Annotated in this window: 20 protein-coding genes; 8 read left to right on the top strand and 12 right to left on the bottom strand. The window is 69.7% G+C overall.

Annotated elements, in window-relative coordinates; all coding sequences use genetic code 11:
* Positions 1-30: 30 nt before the first annotated feature.
* Genes KTR9_RS11425 through mqo form a run of 3 tightly spaced genes read right to left on the bottom strand, consistent with a single transcriptional unit; the run spans position 31 to position 4,126 of the window.
* The gene (locus KTR9_RS11425; protein ID WP_014926494.1) at positions 31-2,049 is read right to left on the bottom strand and encodes a VWA domain-containing protein; all 2,019 of its coding nucleotides are present in this window, start codon (positions 2,047-2,049) and stop codon (positions 31-33) included.
* Positions 2,046-2,552 (bottom strand): GNAT family N-acetyltransferase, encoded by a 507-nt coding sequence (locus tag KTR9_RS11420; RefSeq protein ID WP_014926493.1) that lies wholly within the window; start codon positions 2,550-2,552, stop codon positions 2,046-2,048. The genes KTR9_RS11425 and KTR9_RS11420 overlap by 4 nt, the downstream gene beginning before the upstream one ends.
* Positions 2,553-2,599: 47 nt before the next feature.
* A complete protein-coding gene (mqo, locus tag KTR9_RS11415; RefSeq protein WP_010841468.1) occupies positions 2,600-4,126 on the bottom strand; it encodes a malate dehydrogenase (quinone) in 1,527 nt (508 codons plus the stop codon).
* Positions 4,127-4,323: 197 nt separating this feature from the next.
* On the opposite strand from mqo, the gene KTR9_RS11410 reads away from it, so the two are divergent.
* A complete protein-coding gene (locus tag KTR9_RS11410; RefSeq protein WP_014926492.1) occupies positions 4,324-5,352 on the top strand; it encodes an alpha/beta hydrolase in 1,029 nt (342 codons plus the stop codon).
* Positions 5,349-6,746: a mycothione reductase gene (locus KTR9_RS11405; RefSeq protein ID WP_014926491.1), complete on the top strand. Its 1,398-nt coding sequence runs from the start codon at positions 5,349-5,351 to the stop codon at positions 6,744-6,746. Before KTR9_RS11410 ends, KTR9_RS11405 begins: the two co-directional genes overlap by 4 nt.
* 17 nt (positions 6,747-6,763) lie before the next feature.
* Here KTR9_RS11405 and KTR9_RS11400 read toward each other — a convergent pair whose 3' ends face one another.
* Both KTR9_RS11400 and KTR9_RS11395 read right to left on the bottom strand, forming a co-directional pair.
* Positions 6,764-7,567, bottom strand: a complete 804-nt coding sequence (locus KTR9_RS11400) for an alpha/beta fold hydrolase (RefSeq protein WP_014926490.1) — start codon at positions 7,565-7,567, stop codon at positions 6,764-6,766.
* A gap of 56 nt (positions 7,568-7,623) precedes the next feature.
* Entirely contained in the window at positions 7,624-9,195 is a 1,572-nt protein-coding gene (locus KTR9_RS11395) for a cobyric acid synthase (RefSeq protein WP_014926489.1), read from the bottom strand.
* Positions 9,196-9,328: 133 nt separating this feature from the next.
* Between KTR9_RS11395 and KTR9_RS11390 the strand changes: the two genes are divergently transcribed.
* Positions 9,329-11,542, top strand: a complete 2,214-nt coding sequence (locus KTR9_RS11390; RefSeq protein WP_238554098.1) for a protein kinase domain-containing protein — start codon at positions 9,329-9,331, stop codon at positions 11,540-11,542.
* Positions 11,543-11,566: 24 nt separating this feature from the next.
* Here the strand turns inward: KTR9_RS11390 and map are convergent, their stop codons facing one another.
* The gene (gene map / locus KTR9_RS11385) at positions 11,567-12,430 is read right to left on the bottom strand and encodes a type I methionyl aminopeptidase (protein WP_010841474.1); all 864 of its coding nucleotides are present in this window, start codon (positions 12,428-12,430) and stop codon (positions 11,567-11,569) included.
* A 121-nt stretch (positions 12,431-12,551) separates the two neighbouring features.
* Between map and KTR9_RS11380 the strand changes: the two genes are divergently transcribed.
* From KTR9_RS11380 to KTR9_RS11370, 3 genes are read left to right on the top strand one after another with little or no spacing between them, the layout of a single operon-like run.
* Positions 12,552-13,574 carry a heme/hemin ABC transporter substrate-binding protein gene (locus tag KTR9_RS11380; protein ID WP_014926487.1) on the top strand — a complete coding sequence of 341 codons (1,023 nt, stop codon included), beginning with the start codon at positions 12,552-12,554 and terminating at the stop codon, positions 13,572-13,574.
* Positions 13,571-14,713 carry a FecCD family ABC transporter permease gene (locus KTR9_RS11375; RefSeq protein WP_014926486.1) on the top strand — a complete coding sequence of 381 codons (1,143 nt, stop codon included), beginning with the start codon at positions 13,571-13,573 and terminating at the stop codon, positions 14,711-14,713. The genes KTR9_RS11380 and KTR9_RS11375 overlap by 4 nt, the downstream gene beginning before the upstream one ends.
* Positions 14,707-15,549: a heme ABC transporter ATP-binding protein gene (locus tag KTR9_RS11370; RefSeq protein ID WP_014926485.1), complete on the top strand. Its 843-nt coding sequence runs from the start codon at positions 14,707-14,709 to the stop codon at positions 15,547-15,549. Before KTR9_RS11375 ends, KTR9_RS11370 begins: the two co-directional genes overlap by 7 nt.
* Here KTR9_RS11370 and KTR9_RS11365 read toward each other — a convergent pair.
* From KTR9_RS11365 to dxr, 5 genes are all read right to left on the bottom strand, one after another.
* Entirely contained in the window at positions 15,491-17,332 is a 1,842-nt protein-coding gene (locus tag KTR9_RS11365) for a penicillin-binding transpeptidase domain-containing protein (RefSeq protein ID WP_014926484.1), read from the bottom strand. The two genes, KTR9_RS11370 and KTR9_RS11365, sit on opposite strands and share 59 nt — an antisense overlap.
* 57 nt (positions 17,333-17,389) lie before the next feature.
* Positions 17,390-18,226: a GNAT family N-acetyltransferase gene (locus tag KTR9_RS11360; protein ID WP_014926483.1), complete on the bottom strand. Its 837-nt coding sequence runs from the start codon at positions 18,224-18,226 to the stop codon at positions 17,390-17,392.
* A gap of 31 nt (positions 18,227-18,257) precedes the next feature.
* On the bottom strand, positions 18,258-19,445 hold the full coding sequence (ispG, locus tag KTR9_RS11355; protein WP_014926482.1) for a flavodoxin-dependent (E)-4-hydroxy-3-methylbut-2-enyl-diphosphate synthase: 1,188 nt from the start codon (positions 19,443-19,445) through the stop codon (positions 18,258-18,260).
* Positions 19,446-19,530: 85 nt separating this feature from the next.
* Complete coding sequence (locus tag KTR9_RS11350; RefSeq protein WP_044506501.1) at positions 19,531-20,760, bottom strand: M50 family metallopeptidase; 1,230 nt, start codon at positions 20,758-20,760, stop codon at positions 19,531-19,533.
* Between the two features lie 51 nt (positions 20,761-20,811).
* Positions 20,812-21,987: a 1-deoxy-D-xylulose-5-phosphate reductoisomerase gene (gene dxr, locus KTR9_RS11345; RefSeq protein WP_014926480.1), complete on the bottom strand. Its 1,176-nt coding sequence runs from the start codon at positions 21,985-21,987 to the stop codon at positions 20,812-20,814.
* A 143-nt stretch (positions 21,988-22,130) separates the two neighbouring features.
* Between dxr and KTR9_RS11340 the strand changes: the two genes are divergently transcribed.
* Positions 22,131-22,427, top strand: coding sequence for a DUF2631 domain-containing protein (locus tag KTR9_RS11340; RefSeq protein ID WP_014926479.1), 297 nt, complete (start codon positions 22,131-22,133; stop codon positions 22,425-22,427).
* Between the two features lie 73 nt (positions 22,428-22,500).
* On the opposite strand, the gene rlmN is transcribed toward KTR9_RS11340, so the two are convergent.
* Positions 22,501-23,607, bottom strand: coding sequence for a 23S rRNA (adenine(2503)-C(2))-methyltransferase RlmN (gene rlmN / locus KTR9_RS11335; RefSeq protein WP_010841484.1), 1,107 nt, complete (start codon positions 23,605-23,607; stop codon positions 22,501-22,503).
* 30 nt (positions 23,608-23,637) lie between these two features.
* Between rlmN and KTR9_RS11330 the strand changes: the two genes are divergently transcribed.
* Positions 23,638-24,045 (top strand): LapA family protein, encoded by a 408-nt coding sequence (locus tag KTR9_RS11330; RefSeq protein ID WP_014926478.1) that lies wholly within the window; start codon positions 23,638-23,640, stop codon positions 24,043-24,045.
* The last annotated feature ends 12 nt before the right edge of the window (positions 24,046-24,057 follow it).

Raw genomic sequence — 24,057 nt, 5'->3', positions numbered from 1 at the left:
GGGTGGGCGGGTCGGTGCCGGACGGAGGGCTCAGGCCGCCCCGCGTGCGGGTGCCGGTCCGGTGAGGGCGGTGGCCGACAGCTCGTCCATGGGGATCAGGTCGGCACCGAGGTGGGCCGCGAGATCGCCGGCGAGTCCGAGCCGGACCATGCCCTGCTCGCAGTCGACGACCACGGACCCGATCCCGCGGCGGCGGATGCCGTCCGCGGCCTGCCGGGCGCGTGCCATCGCGCTTCGTCCTGACGCGTCGCGCCCGGAGGTGGCCCGTCCGTCGGTGAGGACCACCAGCAACGGCCGGCGGTCGGGCTCCGCCCGTCGACACCGCTCCACCACGTCGGCGGCCAGTTGCAGGCCCTCGCCGAGCGGCGTGCGGCCACCGGTACGGATCTCTTCGAGGCGACGCACCGCGATCTCGACGGATTTGGTGGGCGGCACCGCCAGTGTCGCGGCGGAACCCCGCGCGACGACCACGGCGACGCGGTCGCGGCGGGTGTAGGAGTCACGCAGCATCTCCACGCACAGCTCGGACACCGCGGCCAGACGACGCCGCGCGGTCATCGAACCGCTGAGGTCGACGACGAAGACGACCAGGTTCGACTCCTGGCCGATCCGTTGCGCCGACCGCAGATCCGGCGCCGCGATACGCAGGCCGCCCGGCCGGAACCCGTCGTCGCCCCGTGTCGCCCGGCCGGCAGCGGCGAGCACGGTGCCGAACAGATGGACCGGTCGTTCGGCGTCGAAGTCGACGGCATGGGTGGTGTGCCCGCGACGGCTGCGCGCCTTCGAGCGACGGCCCGGATCCCCGTCGCCGAGTCCGTCGACCCGCAGGGTCGGCATCCGACGACCGGTCGGAACAGGCGCGGAGCCGAACGCGGGGCCGGGGGCGGTCTGCGGGACCTCGCCGTCGCCGGTCTCGGGCGCGGTGCCGGGATCCTCGGCGGTGTCGGTGTCGTGGGCTGCGCCGGGAGCCGTGGCGGTCTCGTTCGGCTCGGACGCCGGCGGCTCGCCGCCGCCACCGGGCGGTGGCGTCTCCGGCGGTCCCGGGTCGTCGTCGGGTGAGTCGGGCCCGGCCGCGTCCTCACCCGCCGACATCGCCTCGTCGAGCTGGTCGGAGCTGAGTCCCGACTCGTCGAACGGGTTGCGGCGGCGCCGGTGTGGCAGTGCCAGCTCCACCGCCGCCCGGACGTCGACGTCTTCGACGACAACGGCTCCGCGCCAGGCGGCGTGGGCGAGCGCGGTCCGCGCCACGACGATGTCGCCGCGGAGTCCGTCGACGTCGAGGTGGGCGCAGATCCCGGCGATCCGGCGCAGTTCCCGGTCCGGGAGCTCGACGATGCCCACGGCGGCCCGCGCCGTCGCGATGCGTTGCGTCAGTTCGTGTTCGGCGGCGGCGTGGGCGGCGACGAACGACTCCGGATCGGCGTCGTAGGCCATCCGCCGGCGCACCACCTCCACGCGTTCGTCGACCTCGCGACCCGCTGCCACGTCGACGGCGAGCCCGAACCGGTCGAGCAGCTGCGGGCGGAGCTCGCCCTCTTCCGGGTTCATGGTCCCGACGAGCACGAAATCGGCCGCCTGGGTGTGCGACACACCGTCGCGTTCGACGGTGACCCGCCCGCTCGCCGCGGCATCCAGCAGGACGTCCACGAGGTGGTCGGCGAGCAGGTTGACCTCGTCGATGTAGAGGACCCCGCGGTGCGCCCGGGCGAGCAGGCCGGGGGTGAACTCCGCGCGGCCGTCCCGAAGGACCGAGGTGAGGTCCAGCGAGCCGATCACGCGGTCCTCGGTCGCCCCGATCGGCAGTTCCACGACGCGGCCGGCGGTGTCGGCCACCGACCCGGGCACGCCGAGCAACGGACCCAGTCCGCGCACGATCGTCGACTTCGCGGTGCCCTTCTCCCCGCGGATCAGGACTCCGCCGATACCCGGCGAGATGGCCGAGAGGATGAGCGCGAGTTTGAGCTGCTCCTGGCCGACGACCGCACTGAACGGGTAGCGCACGTCGGCAGCCAGATCGGCGGGGGCCGGGAGTTCGCCGAGGGTGGTCATCGCGACCCGGCGCGGAGCATCGACACGTGGGGAATCCCGTCCTCGAGGTAGTCGTCGCCGTCGCGGGCGAAGCCGAACTTGCCGTACATCTCGGTGAGGTAGGTCTGGGCCTCGATCCGGCACGGGCGGTCCCCGACCTCGTCGAGCGCAGCGGTCATGAGGGTTGCCACGAGACCGCGGCCCCGATGGTTCCGCTCGGTGCAGACCCGCCCGATCCGGAAGACCTGCCCGCCGTCGGTCTGGGGTTCCTCGAGCAGTCGCAGCGTGGCCAGGACCGTACCCGCCCCGTCGGTCGCGTCCTCTCCGGCACTCTCGGGCGGGTCTGCACCGTCGGTGATCCAGAACTGTCTCGTGGTCGGCTCGAGGTCGCGTCCGTCGAGCTCTGGGTACGGACACGCCTGCTCGACGACGAAGACCTCGACTCGGAGCCGCAGGATCCGATACAGCGTGGCTGCATCGATGTCATCGGCCTGGGCGCGATGCACCCGCGGTACGGAGATCATGTGTCGTGGTTAGCACACAACGCGGCCGGACTTCATCTTCCGAGAGATCAGCCGGCGGTGGCGGGCGCGAGCCGGCCGGTCTCGGCGGGGGTCTCGTTGCGCTCGGTCAGCTGCAGCGACTTGTTCGTCCAGTCCCAGACCTGGCGGTACAGGTCCCGGTTGCCGTTCAGTTTCTGGCCGAAGGACGGGATGATCCCGGACAGCTTCGACGTCCAGCCCGCGTACTCCTCGGGGAAGCACTGCTCGAGCACCGAGAGCATCGCCGGGACGGCGGTCGAGGCGCCGGGCGACGCCCCCAGGAGGCCGGCGATCGTGCCGTCACCGGCCGCCACGACCGCGGTGCCGAACTCGAGCTGCCCACCGACGCCGGTCTTGCGGATGACCTGTACGCGCTGTCCGGCGGTGATGAGCTCCCAGTCGGCGCCGAGCGCGCGGGGGACGAATTCCGACAGCGTCTTGACCCGGTCGGCGGGGCCGGCGGCGAGCTCGCTGATGAGGTACTTGAGCAGGCCGAACTCCTTCGGCGCGATCGACATCATCGGGAGCAGGTTGCCCGGCTTGATCGACGCGGGCAGATCGGTGATCTTGCCGCTCTTGAGGAATTTGGGCGACCAGCCGGCGTACGGACCGAACAGCAGGCCGGGCTTGTGGTTGATGACGCGGGTGTCGAGGTGGGGCACCGACATCGGCGGCGCACCGACGGCGGCCTGTCCGTAGACCTTCGCGTGGTGCTCGGCGACGAGATCGGGATTCGTGCAGCGGAAGAACTCACCGGAGACCGGGAATCCGCCGAACCCCTTGGCTTCTTTGATCCCCGACTTCTGCAGCAGGTGCAGTGCACCACCGCCGGCGCCGACGAACACGAACTTCGCGTGCACGGACAGCTTCTGGCCGGTCCGCCCGTTGCGGACCTTCACGATCCAGCTGCCGTCGGACTGCTTGGACAGGTTGGTGACCGAGTGGCCGAAGTAGATGTCGGCGCCCTGCGCGACGTAGTTGAGGAGCTGCTGGGTCAGTGCGCCGAAGTCGACATCGGTGCCCTGGTCGAACCAGTTCAGTGCGACCGGGTCGGCGAAGTCGCGTCCGTGGGACATCAGCGGCAGCCGCTCGCTGAACTCGGCCGGGTCGTCGATGAACTCCATGCCCTCGAACAGGGTCTGCGAGGCGAGGTTGTCGTAGCGCTTGCGGAGGTACTTCTGCCCCTCCGCGCCGTGGGTGAACGCGACGTGCGGGATCGGGTTGATGAACTCCGACGGGTCACCGAGGATGCCGCTGTCGACCGCGTGGGCCCAGAACTGGCGCGACACCTGGAACTGCTCGTTGATGGTGAGCGCCTTGTCGATGTTGACGTCACCGTCGGCCGTCTTCGGCGTGTAGTTGAGCTCACACAGCGCCGAATGGCCGGTGCCGGCGTTGTTCCACGGGTCGCTGCTCTCCGCGGCGGCCGCGTCGAGCTGCTCGAACAGGCTGATCGACCAGTCGGGCTGGAGCTGCCGGAGCAGCGCTCCCAGCGTGGCACTCATGATTCCCGCACCCACCAACGCGACGTCGGTCGTGATCTCCGTTTTCGACACCTGGACTCCACTTCACCTGGTGGGACACTGTGACCTGAGTTCGTCGCGGCACGTCGTCCCGGATGGCACCTTCTCGACCGGGCACTTCTCACCCGATCCTTCTCAACCGCCATTGTCCAGCATGGCACGTCCCCCGACAGAATCGACCTGCGCAAGTGTGTGCTGCACGACACCTGGGCAGTCGGTGACCTGTCACTATGCTGGCTGGCGTGAGCGTATCCGCCGCCGCCGACTGGCGGCCCGACCGATTCCTCGACGCCTACCGGCAACGCGTGCTCCCGCTGGGACCCGACCCCGACGGCGAGTCGCCGGTCACCGCGACCCTGGTGCGCCGCGCCGAGACGTCACCCGCACGCGGCGCGGTGCTGTACGTCCACGGCTTCACCGATTACTTCTTCCACGAGCCGCTCGCCGATTTCTTCGTCGACCGCGGTTACGCGTTCTATGCCGTCGATCTCCGGAAATGCGGACGTTCGCGGCAGTCGCACCACACGCCGCACTTCACCACCGACCTCGCGATGTACGACGAGGAGCTCAACGCCTCGTTGCGGATCATCCTCGACGAGGTGGGCCCCGACTGCCGGGTCGTGGTGGCCGGCCACTCGACCGGCGGCCTCGTCACCGCGCTCTGGCTCGACCGGTTGCGGCAGCGCGAGCCGGCCCTGCACGCCGCGGTCGACGGACTCCTGCTCAACTCGCCGTGGTTCGACCTGCAGGGCGACGCGGTCCTGCGCACGCTGCCGGTCACACTGCTGATCAAGGCGGTCGCCGCCGTCGCGCCGACAAGGGTGATCCCGAAAGAACTCTCGCAGGCCTACGGCGAGAGCCTGCACGACAGCGCCCACGGCGAGTGGAACTATGACCTGTCGGCGAAACCGCTCGGCGGATTCCCGGTCACCTTCGGTTTCCTCGACGCGGTGCGCAGCGGCCAGCGCCGCCTGCACCACGGTATCGACGTCGGCGTCCCCGCCCTTGTATTACGTTCGGACAAAACGCATTTTGCCAAGACCTACTCCCCGTCCACCGATCATGCCGATGCCGTCCTCGACGTCACCCACATCGCGCGCTGGAGCGGTTGCCTCGGCGGCCGGGTGACCGCGGTGCCGATCCCCGACGCCCGGCATGACGTATTCCTCTCCGTCGCGCATGCTCGTGAGCACGCCTACCGCGAGGTCGACCACTGGCTGTCCGCCGTCCTCTCAACCGAAAGCGAGAATCCCCTATGACCGCCACACAGGTCGTCGACCTGGCCATCATCGGCTCCGGGAGCGGCAACGCCATCCCCGACGACCGGTTCGCGGACAAGACCCTCGCGATCTTCGAGGAGGGCGTCTACGGCGGCACCTGCCTCAACGTGGGCTGCATCCCGACCAAGATGTTCGTCTACGCGTCCGAGGTGGCCGAGATCGCCACCCACGGCGCGCGCCTGGGCGTGCACGCCAAGGTCGACTCGGTCGACTGGCCGGGCATCGTCGACCGCGTGTTCGGCCGCATCGACCCGTTGTCGCAGGGCGGCAAGGAGTACCGGGTCGACCGCTGCGACAACATCACCGTCTACGACTCCCATGTGGAGTTCGACGGGCGGGACGACGACGGCCGGTACCGGCTGGTCACGAGGGACGGCGACACGGTCCTCGCCGCCGAGGTGGTGCTGGCGGCCGGCTCGCGCGCGGTCATCCCCCAGGTCATCGCCGACTCGGGCGTCACCTACTACACCAACAACGACGTGATGCGTCTCGCCGAGCTGCCCGAACGCCTGATCATCGCCGGAAGCGGTTACATCGCCGCGGAATTCGCGCATGTCTTCGGCGCGCTGGGTTCCCACGTGACGGTCATCGCGCGTGGACCGGCATTGCTGCGCAAGCAGGACGCCGACATCTCCAACCGCTTCACCCAGGTGGCCAGGGAGAAGTGGGACGTGCGCCTGGAGACCACGATCACCGACGCCGAGGACCTGCCCGACGGCGGTGTCCGCGTGGGGCTTTCCGACGGCACCTCACTCGAGGCCGACGTGCTCCTGGTCGCGACGGGCCGCCGGCCCAACGGCGACCGGCTCAACCTCGGTTCCGTCGGCATCGAACTCGACGAGGAGGGCCGCGTGCGCTGCGATGCACACGGCCGCACCGCCGCCCGCGGCGTGTGGACCCTCGGCGACGTCAGCTCGCCCTACCAGCTCAAGCACGTCGCCAACCACGAGCAGCGGGTCGTCCAGGCCAACCTCCTGAAGGGTTGGGACGCAACCGATCTGGACTCCTTCGACCATCGGTACGTACCGGCCGCGGTGTTCACCCACCCGCAGATCGCGTCGGTGGGGCTGACCGAGGCCCAGGCGCTCGACGCCGGCCTCGACATCGCCGTCAAGGTCCAGGCCTACGGCGACGTCGCCTACGGCTGGGCCATGGAGGACACCACCGGATTCTGCAAGCTGATCGCCGAACGCGGCACCGGCCGGCTGCTGGGCGCACACCTCATCGGTCCGCAGGCACCCACCGTCATCCAGCCGGTCATCCAGGCGATGCACTTCGGACAGACCGCACACGAGCTGGCCCGCGGGCAGTACTGGATCCACCCGGCGATGCCCGAGGTCCTCGAGAACGCGCTGCTCGGCCTGGAGATCTGACGGCGTCGGCGAGACCCTCAGAAAATGGTTGAGCGCAGGGCGATCTCGCTGGCGAGGGCCGGAGCGGCGTGCTGCGGAATCCAGTGGTCCACGCCGGCGAGTTCGCAGAAACGGAAGTCGCCGTAGACGTACCGCCCGCTCCCCTGTGCCTGTTCGCGACCCAGCGCGGTGTCGGCGTCGCTCCACAGCAGCGTCGTCGGGATCTCCACCGGCGGGCACGCCATCGTCGCCTTGATGTCGCCGGTGAAGTTCGCGCGGTACCAGTTCAGCGCCGCGGTCAGGGCGCCGGGCTCCCGCAACGGGGCGAGCTCGTCCTCGGTGATCCCCACGGCCCGCAGCTGCGCACCGTCGTCGGCGAGGAGCTTCTCCTCTGCCCCGTCGGCGACGAAATCGAGGATGTACGAGGAGCGTTCGCGCTGATCGCTGCCGGCGAGCGCGTCGCGCATCGCCGACGGATGCCCGGTGCTCCCGACGACGAGTCCGGTGAACCGGTCGGGGTACTTCCCGGCGAGATGCCACGCGAGGATGCCGCCCCAGTCGTGTCCGACCAGGATCGCGTAGCCGATGCCGAGCGCGTCGAGCACGCCGATCGCATCGGAGACGAGGTGGGTGAGGTGGTAGTCGTCCACCTGGGACGGCCGCGCGCCCGGGCTGTACCCGCGCTGGTCGATCACCAGGGTGCGCAGGCCCGACTCGTGCAGGCGCGGCAGAACCTGGTCATAGCAGCTTCCGTTCACCGGGAAGCCGTGCAGCAACAGAACCCACGGGCCGGCCTCCGGCCCCCCGATCCGGACGTCGAAGGTGAGGCCGTTCACGGTCACCTGACGGTGATCTTCAGTCATTGGGCAACGATAACCCGTTCGCAGGATCGCAGCGCCTACAGAGCATCGAGGTGGTGCCGGATGATCGGCGGATTGCGCGGCGGCCCTTGTTCGATGAGACGCGTCACGGCGTCAAGGTCGAGATGTTCGGTGACGAGGTCGGCCATCTGGTCGACCTGCCGGCGACGTTCGGCGTCGACATCGGTGTCCGGTGCCACGCGGAACCCGCGCACCCCGGCCTCGGTCGCCACGTCGGTGAGGAGACGGCGACGGAAGTCGTTGCACGCCAGCAATCCGTGCCAGTGCGTACCCCGTAGGGCCCCCCGGATCGCACCCTCCGGTCCGTGCCGGTCGTCGACGATCCACGTGTCCTCCGCCGAGCGGGTCACCCGTCCGTGATGGATCTCGTAACCGCTGATCGCGACCGCGGACGCCGGGTCACCGGCCGATCCGCCGGCGCCGGTGACCTGCCGCACGGTCTTGTCGGCGTCGAACTCGATGTCGAGGTCGAACAACCCCAGCCCGGGCACACGCCCGCGACCGGATTCGACCCGGTCGTCGAGTGTTCGGCCGAGCATCTGGAATCCGCCGCAGACGGCGACGATCGGACGTCCGCGGGCGGCGCGTTCGGTCAGCGCCTCCCCGATGCCGCGCGCCCGGACCCAGTCGAGGTCGGCGACGGTGGCCCGGGTACCGGGCACGACGACGAGGTCGGCGGCCGCCACCCCGGCCGGGTCGTCGACCCAGGTGACGTCGACACCGGGTTCGCAGGCCAGCGCCTCGACGTCGGTCGAGTTCGATATCCGCGGCAACCGGATGGCCGCGACACGCAACCGGGCGCCCACCGTCGGGCCGGACTCGGTGAACGAGCGCGGTGGCCCGACGCGTCGCCCGACGGGTGCGGCGAGGGAGTCCTCGGCGTCGAGCCACAGGTCGTCGGCGAACGGCACGACACCGAGCGTCGGCCGCCCCGTGATCGCCTCCACCTGGCGGAGCCCCGGTTCGAGGATCGAGGGGTCGCCGCGGAACTTGTTGATCACGTACCCGGCGATCAGGCGCTGATCGGCGTCGTCGAGAACCGCGGTGGTCCCGAACAGGTGTGCCAGCGAGCCACCCCGGTCGATGTCGGTCACCAGCAACACCGGAAGCCGAGCCGCCTGTGCCAGACCGAGATTGGCGATGTCGTTGGCGCGCAGGTTGATCTCCGCGACCGAACCCGCGCCCTCACAGATGACCACGTCGAAATCGCGTCGCAGACCGGCCAGTTCGTCGGCGACGACGACACGCAGTCGTGCCCGCCACTGAAGATAGTCGGCGGCCCCGACGTCGCCGGCCGGGCGGCCGCGCAGGATGACGTGCGAGCGGCGGTCACTGCCCGGCTTCAGCAGCACCGGGTTGAACCGGGTGGACGGCTCGAGTCCGCTCGCGAAGGCCTGCAACGCCTGCGCGCGACCGATCTCGCCGCCGTCGAGGGTGACCACCGAGTTGTTCGACATGTTCTGCGCCTTGAACGGTGCGACGCGCACGCCGGTTCGGTGCAGCGCCCGGCACAGCCCGGCGACGATCAGGCTCTTCCCGGCATCGCTGCTCGTACCGCCCACGAGCACTGCGCCACCGACTGCGTCCACCCGGACAGCCTAGTGGTGGCGTCGTTCACACGGCGCACCGTTCGCCTCGCGGCGCGGTGGCGCTGGATACAGTGGCCCATCGAAGGGGTCAGCAGTCGTGCACAGCAATGGGGGGTCGTCGGACGTGGAGGTCGTGAAGCCCGGATCCGTGTTCGCCGGGTATCGCGTTCTCTCGCTGCTCGGGCACGGCGGCATGGGACAGGTCTGGCTCGTCGAACATCCGACCCTGGGCCGGCGCGAGGCGCTCAAGATCATCTCGCCCAATCCCGCCGACCCCAGCTTCGCCGAGCGGTTCCGCAACGAGGCCCGCACCGCGGCGGCACTCGATCATCCCGGCATCGTGACGGTCTACACGCACGGCGTGGAGAACGGCAGTCCGTGGTTCTCGATGACCTACCTCGACGGCGACGACCTCACCGCCGTACCGATCCTGCCGGTCGCGGATGTGGTGACCATCGTCGGCAAGGTCGCCGATGCCCTCGACTACGCGCACACACAGCGCGTCATCCACCGCGACATCAAACCCGCGAACATCGTGATCGCGCGGGGATCCGACGGCCGGATCACGCGGGTCACCGTGCTCGACTTCGGCATCGCCCGCCTGATGGACGGCGCCAAGATGACCGCCACCAATCTGTTCGTCGGCACCCTCGCCTATGCCGCACCCGAAATCCTCACCGGCGAGGCGGCCATACCGGCGTCGGACCAGTACGCGCTCGCGTGCACCACCTTCCAGCTGCTCACAGGATCACAACCCTTCCCCGGCCAGACCCCGATGGCCTTGATCGCCGGCCACGTCAACACACCCCCACCGCGGATCTCCGGGCGTCGACCCGATCTCGGATATCTGGATCCCGTGTTCGCGCGCGCCCTCGCCAAGAACCCCGCCGACCGGTTCTCGTCCTGTTCCGAGTTCGCCGCTGCCCTCGCCCGGGCCGTCGAGACCGCACCGACGGCGTCCACGCCGCCGTTCGGGCAGCACCAGCCCCCTGGTCGCCCCCAGCAGCTTCCCCCCACCCAGCATCCGCCCACCCAGCACGCGCCGGTACACCCCGCCGCTGCCCACCGGGCCCCGCCGCCCGGCGGTGGTCAGTACGCACCGTTCCCCGCCTACGGTCCCGGCGGCCCGCGTCTCGGCCATCCGACCGGACCGCATGGGCCCGGCCCCGGGCAACGGGGATCCGGCTCGCGGACCGCATGGATCATCGCCGCGGTCCTCGGTGTCATCGTCCTCGTCGTCGGGGTCGTCGGAGCCGCCATCGCCCTCGGCGGATCGGAGTCGGATTCCCCGACGACGGTCGCCGGGTCGTCGACGTCGGGGCCCAGCACGTCCGGTTCCCCGGCCGGCAGCGGCACCTTCGATTCCATCGCGTCCAGCGGGGACAGTACGTGCGCGGTACGCGACGGCCGGCTGTACTGCTGGGGCGGCAACGAGCGGGGCACGCTGGGCGACGGCACGACCACCGACCGCCCGCGGCCCGTCGCGATCACCGGCATCTCCGATGTGTCCGCGGTCAGCATGGGCGGTCTCGGAACAACCTGCGCGATCAGTTCCGGCGACCTCTACTGCTGGGGCTACGGCGTCGGACAGCCGGGCCAGAACGTGCCGCTCCCGACGAAGGTGACCGGCCTGTCACGGGTGTCGGCGGTGTCGGTCGGGTTGACGATCTGCGCGATCAGCGACGGCGACGCCTACTGCTGGCGCAACAACGCCAGCGGGCAGGTGGGTAACGGCAGCACCGGCTCGGTGGACGTGCCGACCCGCGTCGCCGGGTTGACGGACGTGACCGCCGTCTCCACCTCGCACACCACCAGCTGCGCGATCGCCGGCGGCTCCGCGTACTGCTGGGGCAACAACCGGGAAGGCCAGATCGGTGACGGCACCACGATCGACCGCCTGACCCCGACGCGGGTTCTCGGTCTCGATTCGCCGGCGTCGATCAGCGCGAGCCTCTACTCGACATGTGCGGTGGCCGGCTCCGGTGGCGTGTTCTGCTGGGGCCAGAACACCAGCGGCCAGCTCGGCGACGGCACCGAGCAGAACCGGCGGACCCCGACCCGGATCGACGTCCGCGGGGCCACCGAGGTGTCGACCGCGGCGTACGGCGGATGCGCAGCCGCCGGCAGTTCCGCCTATTGCTGGGGGTCGCGCAGCGATCAGCCCGACAAGAGCCCGGACCGCGTCAACGGACTGTCCGGGGTCACCGAGGTCACCACCGGGTCGGCGAACGTGTGCGCCGTCGCCGACGACGAGATGTACTGCTGGGGCCTCAACGGGAAGGGTCAGCTCGGCAACGGGACGACCACGACGAGCAGCGAACCGCAGCCCGTCCGGTTCCCCGCCTGACTCCTGAGTGGTCGGCCTGACCTCTCAGTTGTCGGGAAGCGTGAGGACCTCGGCTCCGTCGTCGGTGACGACGAGGGTGTGCTCGAACTGCGCGGTCCACCGGCGGTCGGCGGTCACGACGGTCCAGCCGTCGTCCCACATCTCCCATGGCAGCGCGCCGAGATTGATCATCGGCTCGATGGTGAACACCATCCCCGGTTCGAGGACCGTGTCGACGTTCGGCTCGTCGTAGTGCAGCACGATCAGCCCGTTGTGAAAAGTCTCACCGATGCCGTGGCCGGTGAAATCGCGCACGACCGTGTAGCCGAAACGATTTGCGTAGGACTCGATGACCCGTCCGACGACATTTAGCTCGCGGCCCGGCTTCACGGCCTTGATGGCCCGTTCGGTCGCGATCCGGGTCCGTTCGACGAGATCGACGGCCTCCTGGTCGACGTCGCCGGCGAGGAAGGTCGCGTTGGTGTCACCGTGCACACCGTGGATGTAGGCGGTGACGTCGATGTTGACGATGTCCCCGTCCTCGATCACGGTCGAGTCCGGGATGCCGTGGCAGATGACCTCGTTGAGCGACGTGCAGCACGACTTCGGGAAGTCCTTGTAGCCCAAGGTCGACGGGTACGCGCCGTGATCGATCATGTACTCGTGCGCGATCGCGTCGAGCTCATCGGTGGTCACGCCCGGGGCGACGGCCTTGCCTGCCTCGGCGAGAGCGTTGGCCGCGATCTTGCTCGCGATGCGCATCTTCTCGATGGTCTCGGCCGTCTGCACCCAGGGCTCGTGCCCTTCGTCGACCGTCGGCTTCCACACGTACTCGGGACGTTCGATGGAGTCGGGCACGGACCGGATGGGCGACACGATCCCCGGCGTGAGGGCACTACGAACTGGCATGCGTCCAGACTATCGCTGCCCGTCGCGCCGAGGCCCGTGGGCGGACGACGGACCGATCGCCATTAAGCTCGCCGGGAGGAGCCGACGGCGGCGTCGGGCCGACGATGGAGGTGGTGACGCGGTGCGGACCAGGGGGTTGCGGGCGGCGCTCGTGATGGTGCTGACCGTCCTGAGCCTGTCGGCATGCTTCGTCACCCCGATCGAGCAAGACCGGCACTCGCCGGGTGCGTCGCTGCGCTCCGGTCCGCAGACCGCCACACTCGCGGAGTCCGACGTCACCCCCGTCGTCGAGAATCCCGCCCCTCGGCTGCCCGCCACCGTCGACTCACTCCGGTACGGCGACGTGACCGTCGGCGACGCCGACCGGATCATCGCCGTCGACATCAACGGGACCCTCGGCAACATCGTGTACGCCCTCGGACTCGGGTCCCGCGTAGTGGGGCGCGACACATCCACCGCCTTTCCCTCGGCGAGGTCGCTGCCGGTGGTGACCAACCGCGGACACAGCCTCAACGCGGAATCCGTTCTCGCACTCGACCCGAGCGTGCTGCTCGTCAGCGAGTCGACCGTGCCGACCACCGCGGTCGACCAGATCCGCGACTCCGGGGTCGCCGTTGTGGTCTTCCCGGCCGCCCGCGATCTCGAGTCGAACGACACCCTGATGCGCTCGGTCGCCGCCGCGCTCGGTGTCCCCGACGCGGGCGAGAAGCTCGTCGCCCGGACCGACGCCCAGATCGAGGAAGCGCGCGAACTGGTGCCGGACCCGTCCGGAGATCCCACGATGGCGTTCCTCTACATCCGTGGACGCAACCTGCTGCTGCTGGCCGGGCCCGGATCGGGCGCCGACGACCTGATCGAGGCGCTCGGCGGCCGGGATGCCGGTGCGGCTGCCGATCTCACCGGCGCGTTCACCGCGATCAGCGCCGAGGCCATGATCACCGCCGACCCGGACGTCATCCTCGTGATGACCCAGGGCGCGGCGACGGTCGGCGGACCCGCTGGGGTCCTGACGTTGCCGGGTGTGGCCGACACCGAAGCCGGCCGAAACTCACGGGTCGTCCAGATGGACGAGACCCAGATCCTGGCGTTCGGACCCGAGGTCGGACTCGTGCTCGGCGCCCTCGCGAGGTCGATCTACGCATGACCGACCCGGCACCCACCCGGACGACGACAGCGCCGGCGACCGAACCGACCACCGCGTCGACGGCCTTCCCCTCCCCCGGTGACACACCGCATCGGGTCCGCGACCTCACCGTGGTCGCCGTGATGCTGGTCGCCACCGTCGTACTCGTCATCGTGTCGGCCGGCACCGGCAAGGTGTCGGTACCGCCGCTCGAGGTACTCGGCAGCATCGCCCACCACTTCCACCTCGACCTGGGACCGCTTCCGTCACACCCGAACGGCGAGGGCGCGCTGTGGAATGTGCGATTCCCCCGCATCGTGCTCGGACTGTTCGTCGGCGCCGCACTCGGTGCCGCGGGCTGCCTTCTCCAGGGTGTGCTCGCGAATCCGTTGGCCGAGCCGGGCATCATCGGCGTCTCCTCGGGCGCCGCGGTCGGCGCCTGCCTGATGATCGTGCTGGCCGGAGGGACCGCCGGAGTCGGTGGCGCCGCGGGCAATTGGGCTCTCGCCGGTGCCGCGTTCGTGTTCGGTCTGATCACGGCGGCGGCGGTGTACCTGTTGTCCCTCCGGGACGGCTCGTCGTCGGCGATCATGCTCGTGCTCACCGGCATCGCCGTCAACGCGTTCGCCGCCGGGATCATCGCGTTCCTGACCTTCGTCGCGACCACCGCCGCCCGCGAGCAGATCATCTTCTGGCAGCTCGGCTCGCTCGCCGGACGCACCTGGAGCGAGATCTGGGTCGTGGCACCACTCGTCGTCGCGGGTGTCGCCGCCTGCCTGTTCCTCGTCCACAAACTCGATCTGCTGGCCCTCGGCGACATCCAGGCCGCCTCCCTCGGCGTGAACGTCGAAGCCGTCCGTCGCCAGGCGATCATCCTGACCGCGGTGTTGACCGCCGCCGCGGTCGCCTTCGCGGGGATCATCGCCTTCGTCGGCCTCGTGGTACCCCACGTGATGCGCCTCATCGTCGGACCGCGCCACGCGATCCTGCTGCCCACCAGCGTCATCGGCGGGGCCCTGGTCATCACCGCCGCCGACCTCGCCGCCCGGACGATGCTCGGTGACGCCGACCTCCCGCTCGGCATGTTCACGTCGCTGATCGGCGGCCCGGTGTTCTTCATCCTGCTGCGTCGCAGCCGTCACGCGGGTGCCGGATGGTGACCGCCGAGACCCCGGCCACGACGGTCCTGGGCATCCGCGCAGAGGATGTCTCGGTCGTCCTCGGCGAGCGCGAGGTGGTCCGCGGGGTGTCCCTCGACGTCGGGCCGGGTGAACTCGTCGCCCTGGTCGGACCCAACGGATGTGGCAAGTCGACGCTGCTGTCGGCGCTGTCGGGCACCCGCACGCCACAGCGGGGACACATCGAGGTCGACGGGCGCGACGTCACGTCGACCTCGATGCGCGAACTCGCGCGCCACCGCTCGCTGGTGACGCAGCAGAACCGGGTCGACACGCCCTTCACCGTGGCCCAGGTCGTCGCGATGGGCCGGTACCCGTGGCTGCGGACACCGCGCGCCGCCGACTCCCCCGCCGTGATCGCCGACGCGATGGCGCTTTGTGAACTCGGCGACATCGCCGACCGCCCGTTCGGACAGCTCTCCGGCGGCCAGCAGGCACGCGTCTCCCTGGCTCGTGCACTCGCCCAGGACACTCCCGTGATGATGCTCGACGAGCCGACCGCGGCCCTCGACATCCACCACCAGGAGCAGGTGCTCGACATCCTGCGCATCCATCGCGACGCGGGCAACGCGGTGCTGCTGGTGGTGCACGACCTGACTCTCGCGGCGGCCTACGCCGACCGGGTGGCCGTGATGAAGGACGGCCGGTTGCTGGCGAGCGGACCGACGTCCGAGGTGATGACCGTCGACCTGCTCAGCCGCACCTACGATCACCCCGTCGAGGTCATCGAGCACGCCGGTCGACGGGTGGTCCTGCCCGTCAGGGCAGAGGGCGCACCGCGTACCCCGGTCCGAGACCACCGAAGAAGTCGCGGGTGACGGCCACCGCGTTGTTCGAGTCCCCGCCACCCACGACGAGGGTCGCGAAGGCGATGTCGCCGCGGTAGCCGGCGAACCAGGCGTGTGACCCGCCGGCGAACTCAGCCTCACCTGTCTTGCCGAACACCGCTCCCTGCCCGTCGATCACCGATGCCGTACCGCTCGTGATCACGGCCCGCATCATCGGGCGGAGCTGGTCGTAGACCTCGGGCGCCATGGTCGGCGTCGGCCCCTCGACCTTCGTGGGCTTGTCCAGGATGAGTTGCGGCACCGGCGCCTTGGTGCCGTTCGCGACGGTCGCTGCCACGAGCGCGAGGCCCAGCGGCGAGACGAGCACCTTGCCCTGTCCGAAGCCGTCCTCACTGCGGGCGACGAGTTCGTTCTCGATCGGCACCGACCCGGACACGGCGTCGAGGCCGGCGATCTCGTACTGCTGACCGATGCCCATCGCAGCCGCGGCGTGCGCGAGGTCCGACGGACCCATCTGGCTGGCGAGCTTGGCGAACGTGGTGTTGCACGACTGCGCGAACGCTCGCAGCATCGACACGGTGCCGAGCGAGAAACCGTCGTAGTTCGGGATCAGGCGCGGCCCGATCTGGATCGCACCGGGACATCCGACGGGGGTGTCGGGGGTGGCCATGCGTCGGCTGATCGCGGCCGCGGCGGTCACCATCTTGAACGTCGAGCCGGGCGGGTACAGACCGGTCGTCGCGATGGGACCCTGCCGGTCGGCGGCGGGATTCTGCGCAACCGCGAGGATCCGTCCGGTGGACGGTTGCACGGCCACGAGCGCGATCTGAAAACGGTTGGTGGCATTGACCGCTCGCTGTGCCGCGTTCTGCACCGTCCGGGACAGGCTCAGCGAGACCGCCGGCGCGGGGTCGGGGTCGTGATCGGCGAGCACGTCGGCGTCGAGGCCGTTGGGATTGACCGTGACCACGCGCCAGCCCGCGCGTCCCGACACCTCGGAGTCGACGACCTTCTTGACCTCGGTCAGCAGTGCGGGCGCGAATCTCGGGTCCTCGGGGACCAGTTCCGCCTGTTCATTGGTCACCACGCCGGGGATCGCCAGCTGGTCGCGCAGTCGATCGAACTGCTCGTGCGAGAGCCGGGCGAGCGGGTACTGCTGCCGGTTCGCGGTGACCTGTTCGGTGATCGTCTGCTCGTCGAGCGACGGGCTGAACCGGCGCAGCACCGCCACCGCGGCGGTCACCGACTCGGCGATCGACGCTCCTTGTTCGGCGGCGTCGACCGGGTCGAAGTTGACGCCGACGACGCTGCCGTTGACCATCACCTCCGAGCCGTCGGCCTCGTTGACCGTGGCGCGCGGCGCCTCGACGATCTGGAGCGAGAGCCGTTGGTCCGCACCGAGTTTCGGGTGGATGTTCGTCGACGCCCAGCGCACCGCCCAGCCGTCGTCGGAGCGGCCCATCCGCAGGGTGGCGTCATAGGTCCAGTCGCGACCCCGCGGCAGCGCCCACTGGTAGTCGACGTCCACCTCGGCGGTGTCACCGGTGACGCGAACCCGACCGGCCTGCGACTCGAGCGCCTCGGCACCCAGACCGGCCCAGGCCGACTCCATCGCGGACTCCGCAACGCCGGGTGCGTCGGTCAGCGCGGCCGCGGAGGCGACCTCACGGTCGGCATAGGCCTGGAGGAAGCGTTCGGCGGCGCGGCGCGGACCGTCGTCCTCGGAGGCCGAACAGCCGACCGTGGCCACCGTCACGGCAGCACACAGCGCGACGATCACCGCCGGGGTCCATCGAGTTCGCATGCGCCACATCGAGGTCGAGTCTAGGGTGGCGCGGTCGGATTCCCGCGACGCCACGCGGCAGGGCGGTCAGTCGACGAGGACGGTCGCGAAGGTGCCGACCTCGGTGAATCCGATGCGCTCGTACACTGCCCGCGCGGTGACGTTGAAGCCGTTCACGTAGAGACTGGGGATGCGCCCGTGCGCGGCGACGGCCTCCGCGACGGCGGCGGTGCCGCCCAACCCGAGCCCCTCGCCACGACGGTCGGGAGCGACCCAGACACCCTGGATCTGGCCGACCCGGCGGGACAGCGAGCCGATCTCGGCCTTGAACACCACGTCGGGGCCGTCGAACCGCGCGAACACCCGCTGCGCGGTGATGAGCGAGGCGAGGCGACGCCGGTAGGACCGGCCGCCGTCGCCGGCCGTCGGATCGACACCGACCTCGCCGATGAACATGTCGATGGCCGCGGGCATGTACGCGTCCAGGTCGTCGAGGGTCACCAGCCGCACCAGGGGGTCGGCGGGTACCGCCGAGCAGGTGGTGAGGGCGAGCAGCGGCTGCACCGGTCTGACCTCTCGCGCCTGACCCCACACCGGCTCGATCTGGTCCCACATCTGCAACACGAGTTCGGCGCGGCCGACGATCGACGAACACGCCCGCGGCGCGGCGACGGCGCGGTCGGAGAAGTAGTCGAGATCGCCCGGCGACCCGACGAGCGGGATCAGATTCGCGCCGGAGAAACAGAGCGACGACGCCGGATTGTGCGCCGTCCACAGCTCACCGCCGAGGAGGCGGGGGTTGATCCCGTGCGTCTCGAATCGGGCCGCCACCATGCACATCGCCACCGGGTCGGAGGTGAGGACACGTTCGACGGCAGCCGCATCACGAGCGCCGAGCGGCTTGTCGCCCAGTAGCTTCAGCAACGCCGCTCCTCCTCTCCGGGTTTCCGCCGACCTACGAAACGGTCACCACGGGCGCGCCCACAGTTGTACCGTCTCCAGTTTCTCCTGATTCCTCGGCGATCCGCAGCGCTTCTTCGATCAAGGTCTCCACGATCTGCGCCTCGGGGACGGTCTTGATGACCTCACCCTTGACGAAGATCTGACCCTTGCCGTTTCCGGATGCGACGCCGAGGTCGGCTTCCCGGGCTTCGCCGGGACCGTTGACGACGCACCCCATCACGGCGACGCGCAGCGGTACCTCCATGCCCTCGAGTCCCGCGGTGACCTCGTCGGCGAGTTTGTACACGTCGACCTGGGCGCGTCCGCACGACGGGCAGGAGACGATTTCGAGTTTGCGGGGGCGGAGATTCAGCGACTGCAGGATCTGATCGCCGACCTTGATCTCCTCGGCCGGCGGTGCCGACAGCGACACTCGGATGGTGTCGCCGATGCCCTCGCTGAGGAGCGCACCGAACGCCACCGCGGACTTGATCGTGCCCTGGAACGACGGCCCGGCCTCGGTGACGCCGAGGTGCAGCGGGTAGTCACAGGCGGCGGCGAGCTGGCGGTAGGCCTCCACCATGATCACCGGGTCGTTGTGCTTCACCGAGATCTTGATGTCGCCGAAGCCGTGCTCCTCGAACAGCCCGGCCTCCCAGAGCGCCGACTCGACGAGGGCCTCGGGGGTCGCCTTGCCGTACTTCTGCAGGATGCGCTTGTCGAGCGAGCCGGCGTTGACGCCGATCCGGATCGGGATGCCGGCATCACCGGCCGCCTTGGCGACCTCCTTCACCCGACCGTCGAACTCCTTGATGTTGCCCGGGTTGACACGCACCGCGGCACACCCGGCGTCGATCGCGGCGAAGATGTACTTCGGCTGGAAGTGGATGTCGGCGATCACCGGGATCTTGGACTTCTTGGCGATGATCGGCAGCGCTTCCGCGTCCTCGGGACGGGGGCACGCGACGCGCACGATGTCGCATCCCGAGGCGGTCAGCTCGGCGATCTGCTGGAGCGTGGCGTTGATGTCGTGGGTCTTGGTCGTCGTCATCGACTGCACCGAGATCGGGTGGTCGCTGCCGACGCCGACCGAGCCGACGAAGAACTGCCGGGTCTTTCGCCGCGGGGCGAGCACCGGGGGTGGCCCGGCGGGCATGCCGAGTCCGATCGGCACGGCGTTCGCGGGAGTCGGGGCGTTCATCTCGTTCACCTCTGGGGAATCGGAGTGTCGGTGTGGTCGGGCGGGGTCACAAGGTGTTCGTCGTGCGGGCTCACGCCGGATGTGTTCACCAGGGATTGATCGGGTTGACGATGTCGGCGGTGAGCGTGAGCACCATGAAGCCGGCCATCACCACCACCGCCGCATAGGTGATCGGGAGCAGCTTGTAGTAGTCGACGGCACCGCCGGGGGCGCGGCCGAACCAGCGCCGCACGGTGTCGCGCCCCTTCTCGTAGCCGACGATCGCCATGTGCCCGCCGTCGAGCGGGAGCAACGGCACCAGGTTGAACAGCCCCAGGAAGAAGTTGATGCTGATCAGGAGCATCCAGAACATGTCCCACAGACCGCGCTCGACGGCCTGGCCGCCGAGCACCGACGCACCGTAGACGCTGACCGGGGTGTCGAGCGCGCGTTCCCCGCCGGTGACCGCCGTCCACAGGTCACCGATCTTCGACGGCAGCGACAGCAGTGCGTTCCAGGTCTCGACGATGAGGTCACCGGTGAAGGCGAACGCGCCGGGCACGATGTCGATCACGCCGTACTGGATCATCCCCGGCGGGACGTCGTAGGCGATGCCGACCATGTTGTAGGTCTGGGTCTCCGTCGTGCCGTCCGACTTGTTCACGGTGACGGTGGTCGGCTCGGGCGTCATGGTCAGTTCGAGTCGCTGCCCATCACGGTCCACAGTCAGTGCGACCGGGCCGGTCGACTCGCGGATCACCGGGGTCAGGTCCGACGCCTGGCCGACCGGCTGACCGTTGATCGCGACGATGTCGTCGCCGGGGAGTAGTCCAGCGACCTCCGCGGGACCGGTGCCGGCGGCACACGGCGCGTCCTTCCGCTCACCGTCCACGATCGTGCTGGTTGCCGGCACGCACTGCGTCTCGGCAACTCGCGCCGGGGTCGGCCCTGGGTCGAGATTCGGCAAACCGAACGTCAGTCCGACGATGATGATCAGCACGAAACCGAGGATGAAGTTCTGGGCCGGTCCGGCGAACAGCACGACGAGGCGTTTCCACGCCTTCTGCTTGTACATCGCCCGGTCTTTCTCGTCCCAGGCGAGTTCTTCGTGCGGGGTCATCCCGGCGATGTCGCAGAAGCCGCCCAGCGGCAGCGCCTTGATCCCGTATTCGGTCTCGCCTCGACGGGTGGACCAGATCGTGGGACCGAAGCCGACGAAGTACCGTCGGACCTTCATGCCCGTCGCCTGCGCGGCCCACATGTGACCACACTCATGCCAGGCGACCGACAGCAGCAGCGCCACGGCAAACAGCGTCACGCCGATCGCGAAACTCACGTACCTACTCCATCCGGATCACGGGGCGTACCCGCTCACGAGGGCCGCCGATCAGAAGGATGCGGCCGCGACCAGCTGCGCAGCGCTATCCCGGGCCCACCGATCGGCGGCGAAGACCTCTTCCACAGTACCTGGCGTCCGGGCCCACTGATCGGCCTCGCCGAGCACCTCCTCGATGACCTCGACGATGCGCGGGAACCTGATCGCGCCCGCGAAGAACCCGGCCGCGGCGGCCTCGTTGGCCGCGTTGTAGACGGCCGTCAGGCTGCCCCCCGCGCTTCCCGCGCGCCGCGCCAGCTCGATCGCCGGGAACACCGTGTCGTCGACGGGCTCGAACGTCCACGACGACGCGGTCGAGAAGTCGCACGCGGCCGACGAACCGGGCACCCGGTCCGGCCATCCCAGGGCCAGCGCGATGGGCAGTTTCATCGACGGCGGTGAGGCCTTGGCCACGGTCGCGCCGTCGACGAAGGTCACCATCGAGTGCACGATCGACTGCGGGTGGACGGTGACGTCGATGTGGTCGTAGTCGACGCCGAACAGCAGATGCGCCTCGATGACCTCGAGCGCCTTGTTGACCAGGGTCGCCGAGTTGAGCGTGATCATCGGACCCATCGACCACGTGGGATGGTGGCCGGCCTGCTCGGGGGTGACGTCCTCGAGCTGCGCGCGGGTCCACCCCCGGAACGGGCCACCCGAGGCGGTGAGGACCAGCCGGTCGACCTCGGCTGCCGTCCCGGCGCGCAGGCACTGCGCGATGGCGGAGTGCTCGGAGTCGACCGGCACGATCTGCCCGGGCGCGGCCGCGTCGAGGACGAGTGCGCCTCCGGCGACGAGCGACTCCTTGTTGGCCAGCGCGAGCCGGGCACCCGATCGGAGTGCGGTGAGACTGGGCGCGAGTCCGATCGACCCGACGACCGCGTTGAGGATCACATCCACCCCGGTGTCCGCGACGACCGCGTCGATCAGGTCGCACATGGCGTCGGGCCCGCCGAGCACCCGGCCGCCGAGCCGTTCGGAGAGTTCCGGTGCCCGCGCGGCGTCCGCGACGGCGATCCGCGCGGCCGGGACGCCGAACGCGGCGGCCTGTTCGGCGAGGAGGCCGGGGTGCGATCCGCCGGCACCGAGGCCGACCACCTCGAAGAGGTCGGGGTGCTCGGTGACCACCTCGAGCGCCTGGACGCCGATGGAACCGGTGGAACCGAGGATCAGCACACGTGTGGGCACGCACCCATTCTGGACCATCCCGATTCGGCGGACGCCGTCGCCGGTGGCACCGGACAGACCCGCGGGCGGGGTGTGCCGCTATGCTGCTCGGAGAACTACTACCGATCGTCAGACATCTGACGTCCGCGCTGTGAGGAGTGGCTGTGGCAAGCACCGATGTGGAGCACACTGTGGGGCATGGCGAAGGGGGCCACGTCGAGGTCATCGACACCGGCTGGCGCCGCGAGCCCGCCGATGCCCCGTCCGCCCGGTTCGGCTGGCACGGTGCGGCGACCAAGACCTTCTACGGTGCGGCCATCTTCTTCGCGCTGTTCCTGCTCGCGATGATCATCGGCAACCACACCGGCCACATCGAGGACCTGTACCTCATCGCCTTCGCCGTGGGAACGCTGTTCTTCGCGGTCCGCGGCTGGTGGATGAACCGCGGAAAGTGGTCCTGACCGCCACGACACCAGATCCACGAGAAACGCCGAGCGGTGATCCGCTCGGCGTTTCTCATTTCTGCGTCGTGCCTCAGCGCTCCTCGGCGGCCAGCTGTCCGCAGGCGGCGGCGATCTCCTGACCGCGCGTGTCGCGGACGGTGCACGAGACTCCCTGCTCGCGGACACGCCGGACGAACTCGCGTTCGACCGGTTTGGGACTGGCGTCCCATTCCGAGCCCGGCGTCGGATTCAGCGGGATGAGGTTCACGTGCACGAGTGACCCGAGGGCACGGTGCAGTTTCTGCCCCAGCAGGTCGGCTCGCCAGGGCTGGTCGTTGACGTCCCGGATGAGGGCGTACTCGATCGAGACGCGTCGTCCGGTGGTGTCGGCGTAGTAGCGGGCCGCCTCGAGCACCTCGTCGACCGACCATCGGTTGTTCACCGGGACGAGGGTGTCGCGCAGCTCGTCGTCGGGCGTGTGGAGCGAGACGGCGAGGGTGACCGCGAGGCCCTCGTCGGCGAGACGACGGATCGACGGCGCGAGGCCGACGGTCGACACGGTCACCGAGCGTGCCGAGATCCCGAGACCGTCCGGCGCGGGCGAGGTGATCTGCCGGACTGCGTTCACCACGCGCTTGTAGTTGGCCAGCGGCTCGCCCATGCCCATGAACACGACGTTCGACAGGCGCCCGGGTTCGCCGAGTTCGCCGTCACGCAGCGCACGAGCCGCAGCACGGACCTGGTCGACGATCTCGGCGGTCGACAGGTTGCGATCGAGCCCGCCCTGTCCGGTCGCGCAGAACGGGCAGGCCATGCCGCATCCGGCCTGGCTCGAGATACACAGGGTGTTCCGCTCGGTGTAGCGCATGAGAACGCTCTCGAGGAGGGTGCCGTCGTGCAGACGCCACAGCGTCTTGCGGGTGGAGTCGTCGTCGCAGGAGATATGCCGGACCGGGGTCAACAGCTGCGGGAAGAGCTTGTCCCGCACCCCTTCGCGGGAGCCTGCGGGCAGGTCGGTCATCTCGTCGACGTTGCCGTTGAGACGCGCGTAGTACTGACGGGCCAGCTGATCGGCCCGGAACTTCGGCAGCCCCAGCTCGGCCAGCGCCGCGACGCGACCGGCGGCGTCGAGGTCGGCGAAGTGTGTCGGCGGACGCCCGCGTCGGGGCGCGTCGAACACAAGTGGCAATGAGGTCATTTCGCCATTGTCGCATGTCATGATGAAGCGATGACGACACCCGAGGACCGACGGCACACGGGTTCGGTACCTGCGTGGGGCGAACAGCCCGCCGGGGCACCGGTACCGGCGACCGGCGACCCGCACACACCTGATCAGCACTCCCCCGACCCCGACCACCGCGATCGCCTGCGACGCACGGTCGCCGATGTGGAGCACACGCGGACCCGGGCGACCTGGTTCGGCGTGGTGATCGGTGCGATCATCCTCGTCCTGCTCCTGGTCTTCATCGTGCAGAACCTCGACTCGCAGGAGATCGAGCTGCTGTTCTGGGAAGTGAATCTGCCGCTCGGGGTGAGCCTGCTCATCGCGGCCATCGCCGGCGCGCTGATCGTGGCGCTCGTGGGCGGTCTGCGGATGCTGCAGCTGCGGCGTGCGCTGAAGAAGGCCGCGAAGTAGCGCTGACGCCGG

It is taken from the genome of Gordonia sp. KTR9, assembly GCF_000143885.2.
Lineage (GTDB): Bacteria > Actinomycetota > Actinomycetes > Mycobacteriales > Mycobacteriaceae > Gordonia.
The sequence above is the reverse complement of the archived record's forward strand: the minus strand, read 5'-3'. Positions and strand labels throughout refer to the sequence as shown.

Excerpts from the sequence above, each read along its gene's own strand:
- KTR9_RS11425 (WP_014926494.1), bottom strand. The coding sequence starts at position 2,049 with ATGACCACCCTCGGCGAACTCCCGGCCCCCGCCGATCTGGCTGCCGAC.
- KTR9_RS11420 (WP_014926493.1), bottom strand. The coding sequence starts at position 2,552 with ATGATCTCCGTACCGCGGGTGCATCGCGCCCAGGCCGATGACATCGAT.
- KTR9_RS11410 (WP_014926492.1), top strand. The coding sequence starts at position 4,324 with ATGCTGGCTGGCGTGAGCGTATCCGCCGCCGCCGACTGGCGGCCCGAC.
- KTR9_RS11405 (WP_014926491.1), top strand. The coding sequence starts at position 5,349 with ATGACCGCCACACAGGTCGTCGACCTGGCCATCATCGGCTCCGGGAGC.
- map (WP_010841474.1), bottom strand. The coding sequence starts at position 12,430 with ATGCCAGTTCGTAGTGCCCTCACGCCGGGGATCGTGTCGCCCATCCGG.
- KTR9_RS11375 (WP_014926486.1), top strand. The coding sequence starts at position 13,571 with ATGACCGACCCGGCACCCACCCGGACGACGACAGCGCCGGCGACCGAA.
- KTR9_RS11370 (WP_014926485.1), top strand. The coding sequence starts at position 14,707 with ATGGTGACCGCCGAGACCCCGGCCACGACGGTCCTGGGCATCCGCGCA.
- KTR9_RS11365 (WP_014926484.1), bottom strand. The coding sequence starts at position 17,332 with ATGTGGCGCATGCGAACTCGATGGACCCCGGCGGTGATCGTCGCGCTG.
- ispG (WP_014926482.1), bottom strand. The coding sequence starts at position 19,445 with ATGAACGCCCCGACTCCCGCGAACGCCGTGCCGATCGGACTCGGCATG.
- rlmN (WP_010841484.1), bottom strand. The coding sequence starts at position 23,607 with ATGACCTCATTGCCACTTGTGTTCGACGCGCCCCGACGCGGGCGTCCG.
- KTR9_RS11330 (WP_014926478.1), top strand. The coding sequence starts at position 23,638 with ATGACGACACCCGAGGACCGACGGCACACGGGTTCGGTACCTGCGTGG.